This is a genomic window from Lysobacter sp. Root983 (assembly GCF_001429345.1).
GTDB lineage: Bacteria > Pseudomonadota > Gammaproteobacteria > Xanthomonadales > Xanthomonadaceae > Lysobacter.
The window spans coordinates 1075953-1093490 of the sequence record NZ_LMJO01000001.1 but is presented as its reverse complement, the minus strand read 5'-3'; the positions used below and the strand labels follow the sequence as shown (position 1 = coordinate 1093490).

The 17538-nt window shown below is 66.6% G+C and carries 13 protein-coding genes; 8 read left to right on the top strand and 5 right to left on the bottom strand.

Annotated features, from left to right (window positions below; all coding sequences use genetic code 11):
• The first annotated feature begins 10 nt into the window (after positions 1-10).
• Positions 11-226, top strand: coding sequence for a hypothetical protein (locus ASE43_RS21120; RefSeq protein ID WP_082576327.1), 216 nt, complete (start codon positions 11-13; stop codon positions 224-226).
• Between the two features lie 128 nt (positions 227-354).
• Positions 355-774 carry a hypothetical protein gene (locus ASE43_RS04655; protein WP_200943948.1) on the top strand — a complete coding sequence of 140 codons (420 nt, stop codon included), beginning with the start codon at positions 355-357 and terminating at the stop codon, positions 772-774.
• Between the two features lie 25 nt (positions 775-799).
• On the opposite strand, the gene ASE43_RS04650 is transcribed toward ASE43_RS04655, so the two are convergent.
• Genes ASE43_RS04650 through ASE43_RS04635 form a run of 4 tightly spaced genes read right to left on the bottom strand, consistent with a single transcriptional unit; the run spans position 800 to position 6852 of the window.
• A complete protein-coding gene (locus tag ASE43_RS04650) occupies positions 800-3493 on the bottom strand; it encodes a bpX6 domain-containing protein (protein WP_057159603.1) in 2694 nt (897 codons plus the stop codon).
• Positions 3486-5312, bottom strand: a complete 1827-nt coding sequence (locus ASE43_RS04645; RefSeq protein ID WP_057159602.1) for a hypothetical protein — start codon at positions 5310-5312, stop codon at positions 3486-3488. Before ASE43_RS04645 ends, ASE43_RS04650 begins: the two co-directional genes overlap by 8 nt.
• Positions 5309-5731, bottom strand: a complete 423-nt coding sequence (locus ASE43_RS04640; RefSeq protein WP_056175872.1) for a hypothetical protein — start codon at positions 5729-5731, stop codon at positions 5309-5311. Before ASE43_RS04640 ends, ASE43_RS04645 begins: the two co-directional genes overlap by 4 nt.
• Entirely contained in the window at positions 5728-6852 is a 1125-nt protein-coding gene (locus ASE43_RS04635) for an AAA family ATPase (protein WP_057159872.1), read from the bottom strand. The genes ASE43_RS04640 and ASE43_RS04635 overlap by 4 nt, the downstream gene beginning before the upstream one ends.
• A 503-nt stretch (positions 6853-7355) precedes the next feature.
• Here ASE43_RS04635 and ASE43_RS04630 point away from each other — a divergent pair.
• From ASE43_RS04630 to radA, 3 genes are all read left to right on the top strand, one after another.
• Positions 7356-7661, top strand: a complete 306-nt coding sequence (locus tag ASE43_RS04630; protein ID WP_056175867.1) for a hypothetical protein — start codon at positions 7356-7358, stop codon at positions 7659-7661.
• A gap of 174 nt (positions 7662-7835) precedes the next feature.
• Positions 7836-8123, top strand: coding sequence for a hypothetical protein (locus ASE43_RS04625; protein WP_056175864.1), 288 nt, complete (start codon positions 7836-7838; stop codon positions 8121-8123).
• 157 nt (positions 8124-8280) lie between these two features.
• Positions 8281-9690 carry a DNA repair protein RadA gene (gene radA / locus ASE43_RS04620; protein ID WP_056175861.1) on the top strand — a complete coding sequence of 470 codons (1410 nt, stop codon included), beginning with the start codon at positions 8281-8283 and terminating at the stop codon, positions 9688-9690.
• A 40-nt stretch (positions 9691-9730) separates the two neighbouring features.
• Here the strand turns inward: radA and ASE43_RS04615 are convergent, their stop codons facing one another.
• Positions 9731-10714, bottom strand: a complete 984-nt coding sequence (locus tag ASE43_RS04615; RefSeq protein WP_057159601.1) for an ankyrin repeat domain-containing protein — start codon at positions 10712-10714, stop codon at positions 9731-9733.
• 117 nt (positions 10715-10831) lie between these two features.
• Here ASE43_RS04615 and ASE43_RS04610 point away from each other — a divergent pair, with 117 nt between their 5' ends.
• From ASE43_RS04610 to ASE43_RS04600, 3 genes are all read left to right on the top strand, one after another.
• On the top strand, positions 10832-13300 hold the full coding sequence (locus ASE43_RS04610; RefSeq protein ID WP_157499658.1) for an XVIPCD domain-containing protein: 2469 nt from the start codon (positions 10832-10834) through the stop codon (positions 13298-13300).
• A 342-nt stretch (positions 13301-13642) separates the two neighbouring features.
• On the top strand, positions 13643-15805 hold the full coding sequence (locus tag ASE43_RS04605) for a type I secretion system permease/ATPase (protein WP_057159599.1): 2163 nt from the start codon (positions 13643-13645) through the stop codon (positions 15803-15805).
• Positions 15802-17223, top strand: a complete 1422-nt coding sequence (locus ASE43_RS04600) for an HlyD family type I secretion periplasmic adaptor subunit (RefSeq protein ID WP_057159598.1) — start codon at positions 15802-15804, stop codon at positions 17221-17223. Before ASE43_RS04605 ends, ASE43_RS04600 begins: the two co-directional genes overlap by 4 nt.
• Positions 17224-17538: the final 315 nt, after the last annotated feature.

Below are 17538 nucleotides of genomic sequence, written 5' to 3'. Positions count from 1 at the left end.
GTAGCCGATCATGGGAGCCCGCAAACGACGCTATGTAGGCCGGGCGGTCCCGGGCGACGGCTGGCGCGTTTGGGACAACAGCCTGAAACGCTGGTGGGGTAACGTGTTCGCCGAGTATCCGCAGGCGGCGTTGGACGAACTCAACGGCCAGGGCTCGCCCGAGCGCCTGACCGAATTGGGCAAGCAGTCGCGCCGTCCAAAGGCGGCACGGAAGCCCTCCGGTTAGCGACGCGCGCGTCGCGCGCCGAGCCGATTCGCTATGCTTGAACCGTACTACGCGCGGCCGGCGTCGCCAGTCGGACGATCGCGTTCCGCGCCCAGCTTTCCATTCCAAGCCACCTCCAGGAACCGATCATGGACGACAAGATCACTCCCGCACCGATTATCGACGCGGACATTCAAGCCCGGACACAGGACTCCGTCGCCACCGCGATGGAGGCGATCGCCTCCCTGCGCCGCGTGTCGCCCGACGCCGCCGACCTGGTCGCGCATTCGGCGGCCGCTTACTTCGACGGCATCTCCCAGCTCGCCCTGGCTAGCCAGGCGGTATTGCTGAAGCAGATGACCCAGGGACTGACCGATCAGGCGCCGAACAACGCCGCGGAAGATGCGCTGGGCATTCTGGCCACAGACCTGTTCATGAGCGCGGCTGCCGCCGTCGCCGCGGCGGCCGGCGCGATGGAAGCCGAGTCGGCGGGCTTCGCCATCGACAAGATCGACCAGAGCATCGCCAAGTACTCCGAGTTGCTACGCAGCCGCGCGGGTCGCGGGTGAAGGCCGGTGCCGCGGCGCCGAAGATTTAAAGCACGGAAATGGCGTGCGCGCTTGAACGTGCGATGAGCACGTCCAATAGACGTCCCGTTGCGTCATGAAACAACAAGTGCTCCGCTTGTTCACGCGCGAACGCCAATGCCCCGGCCGGCCAGTCCACCTTCGCCACCAAGGTTCCATTGTCCAGCCGCACCACGAAGTAGTGGCTGCCTGATGGTTCGTGCAAGCCGACGATCATCCCCAGGCTGAAGGGAACGAAAGTGCAGTGAAACTCCTGTGCGGGAACTTCCTCGCTCAATACGCAGTGCCGATCGACGCCATCGCGTTGATAGCACAGCTCGATCTGCGTCCCGTTTGACAAGCGCACCTGCGGTTGCTGCACCGTGGATAGGCGATGCGGTAGCAAGGGGCGGTCGTCGTGCAGGCGGAGTTCGCTGCGCGCTTGAAGGCGGCGCCCCGGCAGGGCGTAGCTCCAATCTTGCAGGCCGTCCGTCAGGCCCACCAGGTAAATCTCTCGATCGGAGAAGAAGCCGGCGGCGACGATGGGGCCCGGTAGGTCGGCGACATGCCAGAGCACTTCGCGGGTGTCCTTGGCGGTATCGATTACGACAATGCGATTGGCCATGACCACGGTCCAGCCGATGCCATCGAAACGGGGTGCCGCGAACTGCAACGCAATCACGCCAAGATCGGCGATTGCATGGTTTACCAGGTCCAATCTGGAAATACGCGACGCCTGTTCTCGAGGTGCGATGGCCAGCGCCACTTCGCCGCTGTCGGCGAGGACCAGCTTGAACGCGGGCACGGTGTAGCGTTGCCTGATCCGACCGTGCGAATCCAGTATCGCAGCGCCGGATTCACCCAGTGCCACGAGGTAACGGCCACCGGGAAGCGCGGCGGCATCGTGTATCTCATGAAGACCGGCCCTTGGAGCCTGCAGCGCTAGGGGTTCGGTTCGTAGCCAAAGCGATTTGTCCGGCTCCGTCTTTGGGCCGGCCCAGCGGGGCACATCGGCGATGAGATAGGCATCGTTCGAAATTTTCAGCAGCCGGCTCAGATCCTTGTTGCTGAAGTTGTTCTGGCCGGCCGCGCGATCCGCCGCGACGGCGGGCAAAACCGACGTCGCCAGCGCTCGCAAGGTTTCGTTCTTGCCACCACATACGAGCAGGGCCCCTGCCAGAGCCGATCTGGCGCCCGGCTCGGATAGCGGGTCCGACAGAACCTCTATCCTCGCCGCGTAATGCTGCAGCGTTTCCGGTAGCAGGGCGGCTCGCTGCACCAGTGCGCGCGCAGAGAGTTCAGTGCCGGCCTCTTCCGCTGCCTTGAGCCATGCCAGGGCGTGATCGCGAGCGTGCGGCAGCTGCCAGATGGCATCGACGGCGCCGAGCCAGTCGCCACGCTGCACCTTTGCGTGCCCCCATTCCAATCGCAGCTCGTCCGCAAGCTTCGGATGAGAGGCTTGGAGGTGCTGAATCGCCTCCGAGAAGGCGTCGTCTCTTCGCGCCACCTGTAGCGCCCGTTGCGTATCGCCCGAAAGCATGAGCAATCGGATGATCATGCCGGGTGGCATATCCCACCCCAGCGCAAGCTCCGCTGCCTGGGAGTGGCGGCCATGCTTGACCAGGTAGTCGAGCGCCTCCTGACGCGCGTTCAGAAGTTCCGCCAGTACGAACACAGCTTCGTCGATGCTGCCCTGGCGGTCGAATCGCTCGAATGCGGTCCGGTACAGGCGGCGCAGATGAGACTGCAAGTCCTCGCCGATGCCGATGCTCGAAGAGGGGCCCAGGTGAGTGGACAAGCGCAGATCTTGCCGTCTTTGGCCGGCCGAGAAGGCGGGTCCCAACGAGCCCGCGAGGCCGCCAAGCGGTATCGCATTGCGCAGGGCCTCGTTCAGGTCGCCTCTCTCGAACATATTCATCATGCGACGCAGGTGGGCGCCTTGCCGGTAGCCAATCAGCTTGGCGATCTTCGAGAGCATGGCCAGACGCGCCATTCTTTCGCGCCATGGCTGGGGTCCGTTCGGTCGTCGACGAGGCGAAACCGCGCTGGCCGAGGCGCCACCGGTCGCCGGGCCTGGGACGGCCCTGAAGAACGCCGAGAGCATCAGGCCGATGATGCTGTCCCGCGCTGCGCCGATGCCATGCTTCAGGGAACGAGGTTCCCCACTGTGGACCTCCCTGCCGGCTTGCTTATCGGCGATATCGCGAAGTAGAGCCGCGCTGTCCTTACTTTGTGGCGGAATCTTGTCGCCCAGCAGGCTGCGCACACTCTTGCCGTCGAGTCGGGGGACTTTCAGGGCGACATCGGCGATGCGGCAATCGTAGGTATCGTGCAGGGCGTAGCCGCCGACATCTATCGATGCTGACATGTCGAGTTCGATCGCTTGCTCAAGCGTCAGGCTGAGGACCTGGGCGCCTTGCACGATTCCGATATCGGTGGCCGGAAGCCGGGCTAGCTCGCCAGACGTCAGCGGCGCCGAATACATGCCGCCTTGAATGCGACAAAGCGCCAGCCCCTGCGTGGTCTCGCAAACCAGAATCCGAGGCTGGGGGAAGCACAGCGCGTCCCCGGTCGCGAAGCGGTAGGCGCGGCAGCCTGGCACCCAGGCCGCGAGCAAGCGGGCCGATCGCAGATCGGGTGCGATCCAGTTGGGGAACCAAAGGCCGGACACCGCTTGCTGTCCCCGCCACACAGGGTGGCGGACATTGGCCGAATCACTCATCGGCAGCCTCCGCTTGGCCGCTCACGCTCATCAGCAAGCGGCGACCGCCGTCGCCGAGCAGGATCAGTTGGCCGTCGAGGTTGATCAATGCGACCAGGTCGCCGTCGATTCCTAGCGATACCGCCATGATGTCTCTCGACGAGCGATAGATGTCTTCGATGCCATCCGGTCCGACCCCGATCAGCCCGCGGCGATCGGCGCTGAGAGCGAGCAATATGTGCTTGGTATGCGTTTGCCCGTCCTTGATCAGTCCCAGTGCCTTCGAGCCCGGCGCGATAGTCAGCTCGTACTCGCGAAAGCCATCCTGTGGCCGGCCCTCGAACAAGCGGTATATGCTGGATTTGCTTCTCTTGTCTTCGGGGCGTTGTTCGAGGCAGACGGCGCCATTCCATTCCTTGTCGCGCATGGCCCCGCAAAAGAACACCGCGGCGGGTTTCCCCGAAATCGGAAGACTCGTCACCAGCGTCTTGTTTCCGTCGCGATGCACGAGTTTGATCTTCAGCTGGCCGGCCTTGTGCGCGGCATACATCAGCCTCTGCGGGTCGGCCTGCACGAGCGCGATCACCGCTTCGTCCAGAATCACATGCGCGGCATCGCTGCGGCCGTGGGACGCGCTGGCGTTGGTCCAGGTCAACAGGCGGCCGGCGTTATCCAGTACGGCGATACGGTGGGTTTTTCCGCCATTGTTCAGCCACACGCAACTGAGCCACCGAGCGAGCCCGGGGGTGACGGTGAATTCCCGGCTGGAAGGGCGTTGTACGGTCTGGAAGCCCCATATTTTCCAGAAGTACAGATGATGGGCATCGGCTACGATGCCACCGAAGCTTCCTCCCGAGAGCGCGCCGCAAAGCAACTGCGCTCCGGACGACCAGTTGCCGTAACGAGGTTTGGCGGGCTTTTCCTTCTCGCTGCGCTGGATCTTGATGACCATGGCACGGCTTTCGCCCAACAACGGCAAGGCGACGTAATCTCCGCCAATGCTGAGCAGGGGAGGTTGTCGCAGGGACAGTTTTCCTGCGGTCCTTCGATGCGCGGCCGCGTTGGCATTTCCGAGGAAGTCGCCACGCAGCAACTGCGCGGCCTGTTGAGCGGGCGGCACCGGCAGGTCCACGCTGCGCCGGTTCTGAGCGCTGCCAAGACGGACATGCAGACGGTGGTCGAAGCCGCGCCGCACTGAACCGACATGGCTGAACGCGTCCACGTTTTCATCGGTCGCCGCCAGCAGCCAGCGTTCGCCGGGGGGAAGGTCGGCGGAGTCGAAGTAGTCGCGCCAGGCTCGATGCCGGTCCGCCCCCGAGACTTCGTGCGTGCGGGCGCTCAGCATGTTCTTCAGCATCGCGGAAGAGTCGTTCTCCGTCAGGACGCCGGGTCTGTGAGCCAAGCCCCACGCGAAACGCATATGCGTCGCCTGCGCGCGACGGGCCAGCAGTATCCACATCGCTACATGCACCAGACGCGCAGCGCCCCACTGCGAGGGGCCGGCGTCGAATACGACGGCGATCAAGCCGTCGGATTGGGGCGTGACCAGCCGAGGGGCGAGGAACAGGTGTTCGTGGTAGGCGGCGCGGCGCAGGAACTCGTCCGGCAACGCGTCGGCGAGCGCCCATTCGCTCAACAGCAGGCGTTCGTAAGGGCCGCGTTGGCGCAGGTCGTCGACGCCGTCGGGTTCGATCTTGCCCCGCTGAAGGCGGCTGTTGCCGCGGCTCAACAGCGGATCCAGGCGCAGCAGTAGCTCGCCGACGATCGTCGCTATTTCAGGGTCGAACCAATCCAGCCAGACACTCCACGGCTGAAGTGCCGGCGGCAGCTTCGTCGTCATTGGTCGCCCTGCCAGCGGCTCCGAATCTGCCGCAGCAAACCTGCGTCGGCCGGCAGCAAGCGGGTCAGAGGCACCAATTGCCCTGGCTCCCGCAGCAATAGCATGGGCATTCGGGGGTGCTTGCGCCGGATCGCCTGCTCCAACAAATCGATGGGAATCGCGGGGCGTTCCGCAACGGGTAACCACAGCGCCGTCGCTTCATCGTGCGGCGCGATGTATTGAACGCCATCCGCCCAGGGCAGTAGCTGCGCCGGTCCCGTGAGTATCAATACGTCGTCGTTGGCTGTCGCCATCAGCCCGGTATCGCCGCCTTGCGCGAGCCGCTCGACGATCGTGAGCAGATGCCGGGCAACCGAGCCGATCCCGATTACGCCCTGGGGTTGAGGCGGGTCGGGTTCATCCCGCCAGGACCAGGTCATGAGTCTGTGTGGGTGCGCTCGATCAGACGAGCGCGCTCGACAGCCAATTCCTCTGGAAGCGAGCGAGGAGTGAAGTTGGCGTCGATCTCGCGCAACAGCGCTTCGGCGATCGTGCGCATTGAGGGCGTGTCCTGCTCGTGCAGGCAGCTGCGCGCGGCTTCCACCAGCCTCGTCGCCCGCGAGACCGGTTGCAGCGCGGCGTGCTCGACGGCGGCGCGCAAGGTCGGATTGGCGGCGGAGACCAAGGAGTCGCGAAGGACCTCCTGCGCACTGGTCTGGGCCTCACGCGTGGGCAGCACGTAAAAGATCGGCCACAGGTCGGCTTCGGTTGCGGTTTGGCGTCCTGCGAGGACCGTTGCGGCCGCAATCAGGCGCTGGGTCTTGACGATCCTTCGGTCCGACAAGCTCAAGCCGGCGCCGCGCAGCTTGCGGATTGCGTTGGCGAGCGCGCCTCGCGCCTCGTCCATATTCACCCGTGCCACTTCGCCGCCGAGTAGGTCGATATCCGTCAGATCGGCAAAATGCGTGACTTTCGCCTGGTCTGCCTGCCAACCTCCGGTCAGCATCGCTTCGAGCCGATGATCGGGCACCGGATCGATGAACAGGTGCAGCAGGAAGCGATCCGCGAAGGCGGCGAGAGATTCATCTTCCGGAAGCGCGTTAGCGGCGCCGATGCAGACCCGGAGCGGGCACGGAAGATCGGTATGGCCGCGTCGGAAGCGGCGTTCGTTCAGTACGCCCAGCAAGGTGTTCAGGATGGCGGTCGACCCCAGGAACACCTCGTCGAGAAAAGCGACCTCGGCCTCCGGCAGCATGCCCGCAACGTCCGTCTCGACCGTGCCCTCGCGAAGCTTGCGCAGATCGACCGGGCCGAAAAGTTCGGCCGGCTCCGTGAAGCGACCCAGCAGGTACTCGAAATAGCGTCCGCCCAGCGCTGCAGCGACCCGTCTCACGACCGCGCTTTTCGCCGTGCCCGGAGGGCCGACGATTAGGAGATGCTCTCTCGCCACGGCCGCCAGAACCATCAATTCCGCCAGTTGCTCGCGCTCTACCAGGCCGGTGGTCGCGGAATGGACGGTCTCGCGTATGCGTGCGGCGGTGCTTTCTATGATTTGAGACATGATTCGGCAGTAGGTGTGCGCCGTGCGAGCCTGGGCCGGCATGGTCGGTGCGGAAGAATCCCCATCACACTTTGCCGGATTTCCGGGGCTGCCGAAAGCCTCGGATCCCGCCCGACCGGATGCGCCCGCCTTCACCAGCGCGCGCGCCTGGTGTCGATGGTGGATGCGGCACGACTTGGTCCGGCATCGGTATTGGGATTGGCGCCCCGTCGTAGCGATGCATTAGGGATCCCATCCAGTGCGGTCGGCTCCGGCGGGATCGCGGCATCGCTCGGCGCACACCAAGTGGCAGGCTCCCGTGCTCGACGATGCAGGCGTCCGCGCCGGATCGTGACGCGCATCTGAACCAGCAGGCGTCGCATCGCGGAACCCGCCCGCGCTACGCCGGTCACACTCGTGGTCGCCTAAGTGCGCGCCGCCGTTGCAGTGTCATCCGGTGAGACGCGCGCTGCCTAGGCTCCTCGTCCGCCGTCGCCGGCGCGCCCTCCCAGGAACCGCCGTCCATGCATTACAGCTCCGCGCAGATCGAAGACGAACTCCAGCGCCTGGACGCCACGCTCGCGCGCGTGGCCGCGCGCGCTGGGCGCGGCCTGGATTACGAGATCGAGCGCCGCCTCGACGCGCATCGGCGCTCGCTCAGCGACATGGTCGGCGCCGATGGCGCGGTGCTGGTGCTGGACACCGTCAACGCGGCCAAGCACGCGATGGGGCAGGAGCGTCCAGGCGACTACCTGGCGGCGATGGAAATGTCGCGGCGCACCCTGGCGCTGGTGGTGCGGCGCATGCTCAATCGCTTCGAGGCCGCCTAAGGCGCGTAGCGCATGCGCGCATAAGCATCGGTACTGAACCGGAGTGTGAACGCCGGCCAGTGTTTCACCGTTCGGCCATCGGCTCTTCACGAAATTTTTCTTGCGCGGTCGCCACCATGGCGCGCCATCGAGCGGCGCGGCCGCTCCGGTGCAGGCGAGGCGAGGAGACGGTCGATGCGCGTGGATGTGTTCGTGGTCGGCGACGAGGAGGGTTACGTCGTCGCGCCCGCCGGGCGGCCGCTGCCGCTGGACGAGATGTTCGCGCTGGGCGCCTTGCGCTTCGGCTGGACCATCGAGAGCACCATGGCCGCGCCGCGTCTGGACTGGCGCGGCATCGCCGCGGATATCGATGCGCGCGGGTACGGGATCGTGCCGCGCGCCGATGTGCCGGGCCTGTTGGCGACGCCGCAGCGCTGGCTGCCCGCGCTGTATCCGGAACACCACCGGCCGCTGGCGGCCTGAGCCGTCGCGGTCGCCTCCTCCCTATAGACGGGTAGGGCGGTAGGCGAGGGCCTACCCCGTCTGGCGGCATCCGCCTACACGCCGTTCAGCCGTTGCGGTCTCGCGCGTTGCGACGCGGTCCCGGTACAGTGCCGGTCAGTTTCCGCCAGCGATCCCCATGTCCAAGCCCGCCAGCAAGCCCGCCTCCAAGGCGCGCACCGCCTACGTCTGTTCCGAATGCGGCGCCGACCACACCAAGTGGCAGGGCCAGTGCGGCGAGTGCGGGGCCTGGAACACCCTCAGCGAGTTCGTAGTCGAGCCGGCGGCCAAGGGCGGCGGTGTCGCGGCGACGCGACGCAGCAGCTGGGCCGGGCGCGCCGACGCGCCTGCCGTCACCGCCTTGAAGGACGTGCAGCACGGCGAAGAATCGCGGGTCAGCACCGGGATCGGCGAGTTCGACCGCGTGCTTGGCGGCGGCCTGGTCCACGGCGCGGTGGTGCTGGTGGGCGGCGACCCGGGTATCGGCAAGTCCACCCTGCTGCTGCAGGCCATCGTGCGCATGGCCCAGACCCTGCCGGGCCTGTACGTGACCGGCGAGGAATCCCTGGCCCAGGTCGCCGGGCGCGGCGCACGCCTGGGCCTGCCCCTGGACGGCGTGCATGCGCTGGCCGAGACCGGGGTGGAACGGATCCTCGAACACGCCGCACGCATGAAGCCGGCGCTGATCGTGGCCGACTCGGTGCAGACCTTGTGGACCGAGCAGCTCAGCGCCGCGCCGGGCTCGGTCAGCCAGGTCCGCGAGAGCGCCGCGCGCCTGGTGCGCTACGCCAAGGAAACCGGCACCGCCGTGTTCCTGGTCGGCCACGTGACCAAGGAAGGCGGCATCGCGGGTCCGCGCGTGCTCGAACACATGGTCGACGCGGTGCTGTACTTCGAGGGCGAGAGCGGCAGCCGCTTCCGCGTGCTGCGCGCATTCAAGAACCGCTTCGGCGCGGTCAACGAGCTGGGCGTGTTCGCGATGGGGGACAAGGGCCTGCGCGAGGTGCCCAACCCCTCGGCGATCTTCCTGTCCGGCAGCCGCACCCCGCAGCCGGGCAGCTGCGTGATGGTCACCCGCGAAGGCACCCGGCCGCTGCTGGTCGAGGTGCAGGCGCTGGTCGATTCCTCGCCGCTGTCCAACCCGCGCCGGGTCGCGGTCGGCATGGAGCAGAACCGCCTGGCCATGCTGCTGGCGGTGCTGCACCGCCACGGCGGGGTCGGGGTCGGCGATCAGGACGTGTTCGTCAACGTGGTCGGCGGCATCCGCGTGCAGGAGACCGCGGCCGACCTGCCGGTGCTGCTGGCGGTGCTGTCCTCGCTGCGCGACCGGCCCTTGGCCGAGCAGACCGTGGCCTTCGGCGAAGTCGGCCTGTCCGGCGAGATCCGGCCGGTGCCCAACGGCGAGGAGCGTCTGAAGGAAGCCGCGACCCATGGCTTCAAGCGCGCGATCGTGCCCAAGGCCAACGCGCCCAAGAGCGGGAAGGTGGGCGAGATGACGGTGGTGGCGGTGGAGCGTCTGGCCGATGCGCTGGAGGCGTCGGCGGATTGAGGTCCGCGGTTGGCCGACGTGGGTGGCGCCTTCGGTCGCCTTAGCGCACCGATGTGGCGGGCTGCGCGGCGACCGGCGGCTTCGGCTCCGAGGCCTGCGCGCGCTTGGCTTCCTCCAGCGTCGGCAGCGGGATGTCCTTTTCCTCGGTGGGCAGGCCCAGGCCTTTGCGGCTGAACTTGATGCCGTCGGGCATCGGCGGCGGTTTCAGGCCGCGCGCCAGGGCGAACATCTGGCATTTGCGTTGCCATTCGACCATGTGCGGTTTCACTGGCAGCCAGAAGATGGATTCGAGGATGGGCATGCGCTCGCCCTGGCTCTTGTCATCGAAGTCCGGTGGCAACCACATCTTGCGCGCCGGATCGGCGCCGTGCTGCAAGAGCCAATAGGCTTTGTCGAAATTGCCCAGGCTCGCGTACCAATTGAGTACGGTGTCGTGGCCTTCGTAACTTTCGGATTTCGCGAACAAAGGCTCGTTGATGCGCGCACCGCGCTCGACCAATAACTGCACGTTCTGCCATTGCCCGCGCAGATACGCCACATGCAGCAATGACTCGTTGTTCGAGCTGAGCGTATTGGGATCGCCGGCGTGGTCTAGCAGCAGCTTGAGATAAATCGGGTTCTTGCTGCGCGCGGCCAGCACCATCGCATTGTTACGGTACTGCCCTCGCTTGCGCTCCGGTTCGTGCTTGCGCGCATTCGGGTCGGCGCCGTTCTCCAGCAGCAGGCGCAGGCCTTCGGGGTTCTCATTGAACACCGGCCAGGCCACCAGCGGCATGTCGCCCTTATCGAATAAATGATCAGGATTGATGCCTTTTTCGTGGATCATCCAGCGGATCTGCTCAGCCTTTCGGCGGTCGCTGGCCACCGCCAGCTGCAGGGCCGGACCCTCGAAGTAATCGCCCGGGTCCCAGGGCAGCCGCTCGCCGCTTGCGGGCGGCGCCGCCCAGCACGCAGTCAGGGCGCACAGCATCAGGCCGGCCAGGGTCCAGCGGCGCAGCGGCGAGGGCGGTAGCGGCAGCGTCATGGCGGCGGTCGTCCTTGGCGTGGGGCGGCCCGAATGTAACAAAGCCGACGTTTGACAGGGGCGGGTTGAAGTGGCAGTTTCGGTCAGAGCTTAGCGCCGTTCAGGGATAGAACCGCCATGTCCACGCCCGAGCAGGACCTCCCGTCGCAAACCCCGCGCACGGTTGAGGAAAAGATCGCTCAGTTGCGCGAGCAACAGGCCTTGCTGACGTCGATGCGCGAGCGTTCGGCGAGCAGCGGCGACCGCGAGCTGGGCAGCCAGGCCGATGCCCTGCAACGCCAATACCACGCCCGAGAAATGGCCGGGCTGGCGGCCGACGTTTACCGCTCTGCCGAACACACTGGCCAACCGCCGCCCGGTTGGCTGCGCGGCAGCGAACATCCGGACCTATTGCGTAAGGCCGGTGTGGGTTGGAGCAACGATCGCGTCGACCAACTGCTGCAGCCCGACGATTCGGCCTTCCGTGCGGAAATCTATCTGCCCGATCCGCGCGTCTACGGTCCCGAGGTCAAACCGGTCCTCAGTTACAAGGGCTCCAACGGCCCGGTGGTGTTCGACGAGAGCGGCAAGCAGGTTACGCGCGAATCCGCCCCCGAAGACTGGATGAACAACGGTCGTCAGGGGCTGGGACTGCGCAGCGACTATTACGACCGGGCGATGGAAGTCGCGGTCGAGTTCAGAAACTCCAAGGTGGGCGGCAACTTCGAAATCGTCGGCCACTCCCTGGGCGGCGGCATGGCCTCCGCCGGCTCGGCCATCACCGGCGTGCCCGCCACCACCTTCAACGCCGCCGGCCTGCATCAGGCCACGGCGCAGCGCTATGCGGATCAAAACGGCCTGACCGTCCACAACCCCAATCAGACCGTCGTGGCCTACCAGGTCACCGGCGAAGTGCTCACCGACGTGCAGACCAGCATCGACCGCATGAACGGTCAGCGCAGGGCCGAACTCGGTCGCGTCGCCAACCAGGCTTCGGAACTGATGCGCCTGCCGGGCGCGAAGGAACTGCTGGGCCAGCAGCTCGCGCAGCACCTGCCTTACAGCCGCGAGGCCCAGGCCGACGCGCGCGGTCTGGTCGATGCCTTGGCGACCCAGTCGGGCAACCGCGCGCTGCGCGACATGCCGCTCGCGGCGGGCCAGGTGCAGCCCTTGCTGACGCCGAAAACGCGCGACGCCCAGGGCAGCCTGATCGATCGACCGCAGGCGATGTCGCTGGGGCAGGCTGGCGAGTTCGCCGGGCCGCTGCTGCGCGTGGCTACGGTATCGCTGGCCGGCGCCCAGGTCGGGCGCCAGGCCGGTGAAGTCGTTGCCGGTGGCGGCCGTGTCGCCGACCGCGGGCTGGACCTGGCCGGCGACGGCGCGCGCGTTGGACTGCAGATGAGCGGGCGTGCCGCCCAGGCCGGCACCCACACCGTCGGCCAGATCGCAGGCTGGCAGGTGCGCACCGGCGGCGAAGCTGTGGCCCAGGTGCAATTGGTGTCGGGCCGTGCCGCGGCCGCGGTAGACATGGTCCAGTGCGAAGGCGCCAAGTGGACCAACAGCGCCACCAATACCTTCCTGCGCGGCGCCGGGCGCTGGGTGCCGATGCTCAACGACATCGCCGATCAGCGCGACCGCGCCACCGCGCAGTACTGCGAGGCCCAGCGCGGCGAAGCGCGCGCGGCCCTGACCGGTTCGCAGCAGGCGGCCAACAACACGCGTGCGGGCGCCAATCAGGGCGCGCGCGCGATCGAGCAGACCGCCGACGCGGTCGGCGCCCACGTGCGTCGCGGCGCCGATGGCGCGGGGCATTCCATCGATGCCACGCTCGATGCCACCGGCTACCAGATCCGTCGCACCACCAGCTACGCGCCGCTGGGTTTCGCCCTGACCGGCGCGACCGTGGCCGGCGTCGGCGGCGCCGCGGTCACCTTCGATCCGACCCGTCCGGGCGGCATCGGCAACATCGTCCAGACCAAGGTGTTGTTCGACAACATCGGCCAGGCCGCGGGCGAAGCGGTGCAGCGCCACGGCATGGTCGACACCGTGCTGCCCAGCCTGGATTTCCGCACCCGCGAAATGGAGCGTGCGGCAGCGCAACGCCTGCCGCAGACGATCGCTCCGCCGGCGCAGGACAGCCCGATCGTGCCGCAGGCGACTCCGGGCACGCGCGGCGCCAACGCGAACCCGCCCGGCGACGGCGTGCTGCTCAACGATCCGCGTCATTCGCAGTACCCGCTGTACCGCGGCGCGGCCGAGGGCGTGTACGCCTTGGACGCGCGCTTCGACCGCACCCCCGATCCGCGCAGCGACCAGCTTGCCGGCTCGCTCGCGGTCGCGGCGATGCGCAGCGGCATGCAGGAGATCAACCACGTCGAGCTCAGCCGCGACGCCAGCCGCGTGTTCGCGGTGCAGGGCCGGCTGGACGATCCCGCGCGTCTCAACGCCAGCGTCGAAACCGCGCGCGGCATGGACACGCCTTTGCGCGAGAGCAGCCAGCGCGCGGCGGAGATCGAAGCCGCACGCGCGCCGAATCAGGTCCAGGCCCAGGCCCAGGACCCAAGCCAGGATCCGCAGACCGCCGAACGCGCCGCGCGTCGGGCTTGAGCCCGCTCGGTCGGCGCCGGGGCTGTTAAGCGGCCTCGGCGGAAACCCTACGACTCTGGCCGCCGCAGCGGCCTGCGTGCGCACAGGCTTCGTCTCGCACTGCGCCCAGTCGTGTTCGCACTGCGGCGAGCCGAGCCCGCATGGGGCGGCTTTGCGCCGACAATGGACGCGTAGGCACAGTGCCTGCGCTTTCGCTACGCGCCGTGGGGCGCGTGCACGAATTTCGCTAACGGATACGGACGGCAGAACGGCATGCAGCCGCTCGCGTCTGTGCACGCTCGTGGGTGCGTGGCGGAGGCCTGAAATCGATTGCCGCGACGTACGCTTGGATGTGAATGAACGATGGCTCCGGATTCCCTTACGCCCAGCAGGCTGCCTGCTGAAGCCGTCGCGCCCCAGCACGATCTTGCCCTGCTGGGTCTGGCGATGCTGGCGCAATTCCATGGCATCGCTGCCGATCCAGCGCAACTGACGCACCAGTTCGGCCGCGGTGGCGAGCCGTTCGACGACGCGTCCCTGTTGTTGGCCGCCAAGCAGTTGGGGCTCAAGGCCCGCATCACGCGTACCTCGTCCGAGCGTGTCGCCATGGCCGCGTTGCCGGCCTTGGCCTTGGCTCAAGACGGGCGGCATTTCGTGGTCGCCAAGGCCGGCGACGACTCCTTGCTGGTGCACGAACTCGGCGAAGGCCGCGCCAAGGTGATGACGCGCGACGCCTTCGAGCAGCGCTACCACGGCCGCCTGCTGCAGGTGACTTCCCGAGCTTCGGTGCTGGGCCAGTTGGCCAAGTTCGATTTCCGCTGGTTCGTGCCGGCGGTGGTCAAGTATCGCCGCTTATTGGTCGAAGTGCTGGTGGTGTCGCTGTTCCTGCAACTGTTCGCACTGGTGACGCCGCTGTTCTTTCAAGTCGTGATGGACAAGGTGCTGGTGCACCGAAGCCTGACCACGCTTGAGGTCGTGGTGGTCGGATTGATCGCGATCGCGGTGTTCGACGTAGTGCTGACCGGATTGCGCGCCTATACCTTCTCCCACACCACCAGCAAGATCGACGTCGAGTTGGGGGCGAGGCTGTTCCGGCACATCCTGGCCTTGCCCTTGAGCTATTTCGAGTCGCGGCGCGTGGGCGACACCATCGCGCGCGTGCGCGAGCTGGAGAACATTCGCAATTTCCTGACCGGACAGGCGCTGACCTCGGTGCTGGATCTGCTGTTCACGGTGGTGTTCCTGGCAGTGATGTTCTACTACAGCGGCTGGCTCACCCTGGTCGTGGTGATCTCGTTGCCGGTGTACGCGTTGTGGTCGGCTTCGATCACGCCGGTGCTGCGCAAGCGTCTGAACGACAAGTTCGCGCGCGGCGCCGACAACCAATCGTTCCTGGTGGAAACCGTCAATGGCATAGGAACGGTCAAGGCCACCGCGGTGGATCCGCGCGTCACCCGAACCTGGGACAACCAACTGGCCGGATACGTCGAGGCGTCGTTCAAGGTGTCGCGGCTGGCGAATATCGGCCAACAGGGCATTCAGTTGGTGCAGAAGCTGGTGGCGATCTGCATCCTGTTTTTCGGCGCCAAGCTGGTCATCGCGGGCGAGCTGTCGCTTGGGCAGCTGATCGCGTTCAACATGTTGTCCGGACAAGTCTCCGCGCCTATCGTGCGGCTGGCCCAGCTGTGGCAGGAGTTTCAGCAAGTCGGCATCTCGGTCGAGCGCCTGGGCGACATCCTCAATACCCGCACCGAGCTGCCCGGCAGCCGCATGGCCTTGCCGCCGATCCAGGGCCGGATCGGCTTCGACAAAGTGGTGTTCCGCTATCGCCCCGACAGCGCCGAGATCCTCGGCGGCATCGATCTGGATATCGCCCCTGGCGAGGTCATCGGCATCGTCGGCCGCTCCGGGTCCGGCAAGAGCACGCTGACCAAGTTGGTGCAGCGCCTGTATGTGCCCGAGCGTGGCCGCGTTCTGGTCGACGGCCATGATCTGGCGCTGGCGGACCCGGCCTGGCTGCGACGCCAGTTGGGCGTGGTGCTTCAGGAGAACTTCCTGTTCAACCGCAGCGTGCGCGAGAACATCGCGCTTAGCGATCCGGGCGCGCCGCTGCAGCGGGTGATCGAGGTCGCGCAGCTGGCCGGCGCGCACGATTTCATCCTCGAGTTGCCGCAGGGTTACGACACCGTGGTCGGCGAGCAAGGCGCGTCGTTGTCGGGAGGCCAGCGCCAGCGCCTGGCGATCGCGCGCGCCTTGATCGCCGACCCGCGCATCCTGATCTTCGACGAGGCGACCAGCGCCCTCGATTACGAGTCCGAGCATGCCGTAATGCGCAACATGCGCGCGATCTGCCGCAACCGTACCGTGCTGATCATCGCCCACCGCTTGTCGACGGTGCGAACGGCGGATCGGATCATCGTGATGGAGAAGGGGCGTATCGTCGAAAGCGGCCGGCATGACGAGCTGTCGCAACGCCCCGACGGTCACTACGCGCGTCTGCTGCAGTTGCAACAGGGGGACGCATGAAACATCTGGCGTCGGCGTTATCGAAGTTCGTCTCGCGCTACGCGCAAGCCTTCAAGGCCTCCTGGGCGGAACGTAGCCGTCTTGAGCCGCCTCGGCGCGATGCCGACGAGCTGGCATTCCTGCCCGCGCATCTGGAGCTGACCGATACGCCGGTCTCGCCGACCGCGCGTTGGGCGATGCGCATCATCGTCGCGCTGTTCTGCGTGGCCTTGCTGTGGGCCGTCCTGGGCCAGCTCGATATCGTTGCGGTAGCCAACGGCAAAACCGTGGCCGGGTCGCGCACCAAGGTGGTTCAACCCGCCGAGACCGCGGTGGTGCGCCGTATCCTGGTGCGCGACGGCCAGACCGTGCGCAAGGGGCAGCTTCTGATCGAGCTCGATGCCACCAGCACCGGCGCCGACTACGCCAAGGCCGACGAGGCGCTGCTCAACGCGCGTCTGGCGGAGCTGCGCCTGGGCGCGATGATCGAAGCCCTGGATCGCGATGTGCCGCCGCGCCTGGCGGTCGATCCCGGCGTGCCCGAAGCGCGCCGCGACGCCGAGCAATTGCTCGCCAGCAGCCAGTTCCAGGCTTTCCGCGCACGCCGCGACAACCTGCGCGCCGCCGCCGCGCAGCGACGTGCGGAGCTGCGTACCGGCTCGGCCATGGTCGGTCCGATGCAAGAAGCCGCCGCCATCGCCAAGAGCCGTGTGGACGACTACGCCGAGCTGGTGGACGCCAAGTACGTCGCTCGTCATGAATACCTGTTGCGCAAACAGGAGCATATCGCCGCCGAACGCGATCTGGCCGCGCAGCGCAATCGCTTGCGCGAGATATCCGCTTCGCTGGACGGCGCGGAGGAAGAGCTGCGCGTTCTGGTGGCCGATACCCGCGAACAGACCCTGGACGGCCTGCGCCAGGCGCGCGAACAGGTACGTCAGTCGACGCCGGACCGTGCCAAGGCAGGGCAACGCGACCGCTTGATGCAGTTGCGAGCGCCGGTAGCGGGCACCGTGCAGCAGCTTGCGGTGCATACCGTGGGCGGCGTGGTGACGCCCGCCCAGCCGTTGTTGGCGGTGGTGCCCAGCGAGGAAGCGCTTGAAGTGGAAGCCACGGTACTGAACAAGGACATCGGTTTCGTGCGCGCGGGGCAACGCGCGACTGTGAAAGTCGAAAGCTTCCCTTATACCCGCTACGGCTATCTCGAAGGCACGGTGGAAAGCGTCTCCCACGACGCAGCACAGGACGAGAAGCTGGGCCTGGTGTTTCCCGCACGCGTGCGTTTGCGCGACGCGTACTTGATCGTGGACGGGGTGAAGGTCGCCCTGACGCCCGGCATGTCGTTGAGCGTCGAGATCAAGACCGGAAAGCGACGCGTGATCGACTACTTACTGAGTCCGCTGAAGCAGCACGGCGACGAGGCGATGCGAGAGCGGTAGCGTATAGCGCGGGTCGTAAAATGGCGGGGCTCCGCCGAGACTGACTTGCGCCGTGAGTTCCAGCGCAAGGTCTCCACGGTGGTTGCGGCCGGCGATCCGCTCAACGGGTGGGGGACGGCAGCGCGATGTCATCGTGACAAGCGACTAGTTCATCGGGATTCATCGCCGATGCTGCGACGCCAGATCGATGTGATTGCGCGTGATAAATCGGCGTTACAGATAACTTATCTGACGCACATTTCCGCCGTCGAAGAGCGCGAAAGATGCGCTGCGAATTCATCAAAATGCAGTGCGCCGAATCGTGGCGGTAGTGCG

Bases quoted from the DNA above. Each gene is read 5' to 3' on its own strand.
- ASE43_RS04625 (WP_056175864.1), top strand. From the start codon at position 7,836: ATGCGCGTGGATGTGTTCGTGGTCGGCGACGAGGAGGGTTACGTCGTC.
- ASE43_RS04615 (WP_057159601.1), bottom strand. From the start codon at position 10,714: ATGACGCTGCCGCTACCGCCCTCGCCGCTGCGCCGCTGGACCCTGGCC.
- ASE43_RS04650 (WP_057159603.1), bottom strand. From the start codon at position 3,493: ATGAGTGATTCGGCCAATGTCCGCCACCCTGTGTGGCGGGGACAGCAA.
- ASE43_RS21120 (WP_082576327.1), top strand. From the start codon at position 11: ATGGGAGCCCGCAAACGACGCTATGTAGGCCGGGCGGTCCCGGGCGAC.
- ASE43_RS04655 (WP_200943948.1), top strand. From the start codon at position 355: ATGGACGACAAGATCACTCCCGCACCGATTATCGACGCGGACATTCAA.
- ASE43_RS04645 (WP_057159602.1), bottom strand. From the start codon at position 5,312: ATGACGACGAAGCTGCCGCCGGCACTTCAGCCGTGGAGTGTCTGGCTG.
- ASE43_RS04635 (WP_057159872.1), bottom strand. From the start codon at position 6,852: ATGTCTCAAATCATAGAAAGCACCGCCGCACGCATACGCGAGACCGTC.
- ASE43_RS04605 (WP_057159599.1), top strand. From the start codon at position 13,643: ATGGCTCCGGATTCCCTTACGCCCAGCAGGCTGCCTGCTGAAGCCGTC.
- radA (WP_056175861.1), top strand. From the start codon at position 8,281: ATGTCCAAGCCCGCCAGCAAGCCCGCCTCCAAGGCGCGCACCGCCTAC.
- ASE43_RS04610 (WP_157499658.1), top strand. From the start codon at position 10,832: ATGTCCACGCCCGAGCAGGACCTCCCGTCGCAAACCCCGCGCACGGTT.
- ASE43_RS04630 (WP_056175867.1), top strand. From the start codon at position 7,356: ATGCATTACAGCTCCGCGCAGATCGAAGACGAACTCCAGCGCCTGGAC.
- ASE43_RS04640 (WP_056175872.1), bottom strand. From the start codon at position 5,731: ATGACCTGGTCCTGGCGGGATGAACCCGACCCGCCTCAACCCCAGGGC.
- ASE43_RS04600 (WP_057159598.1), top strand. From the start codon at position 15,802: ATGAAACATCTGGCGTCGGCGTTATCGAAGTTCGTCTCGCGCTACGCG.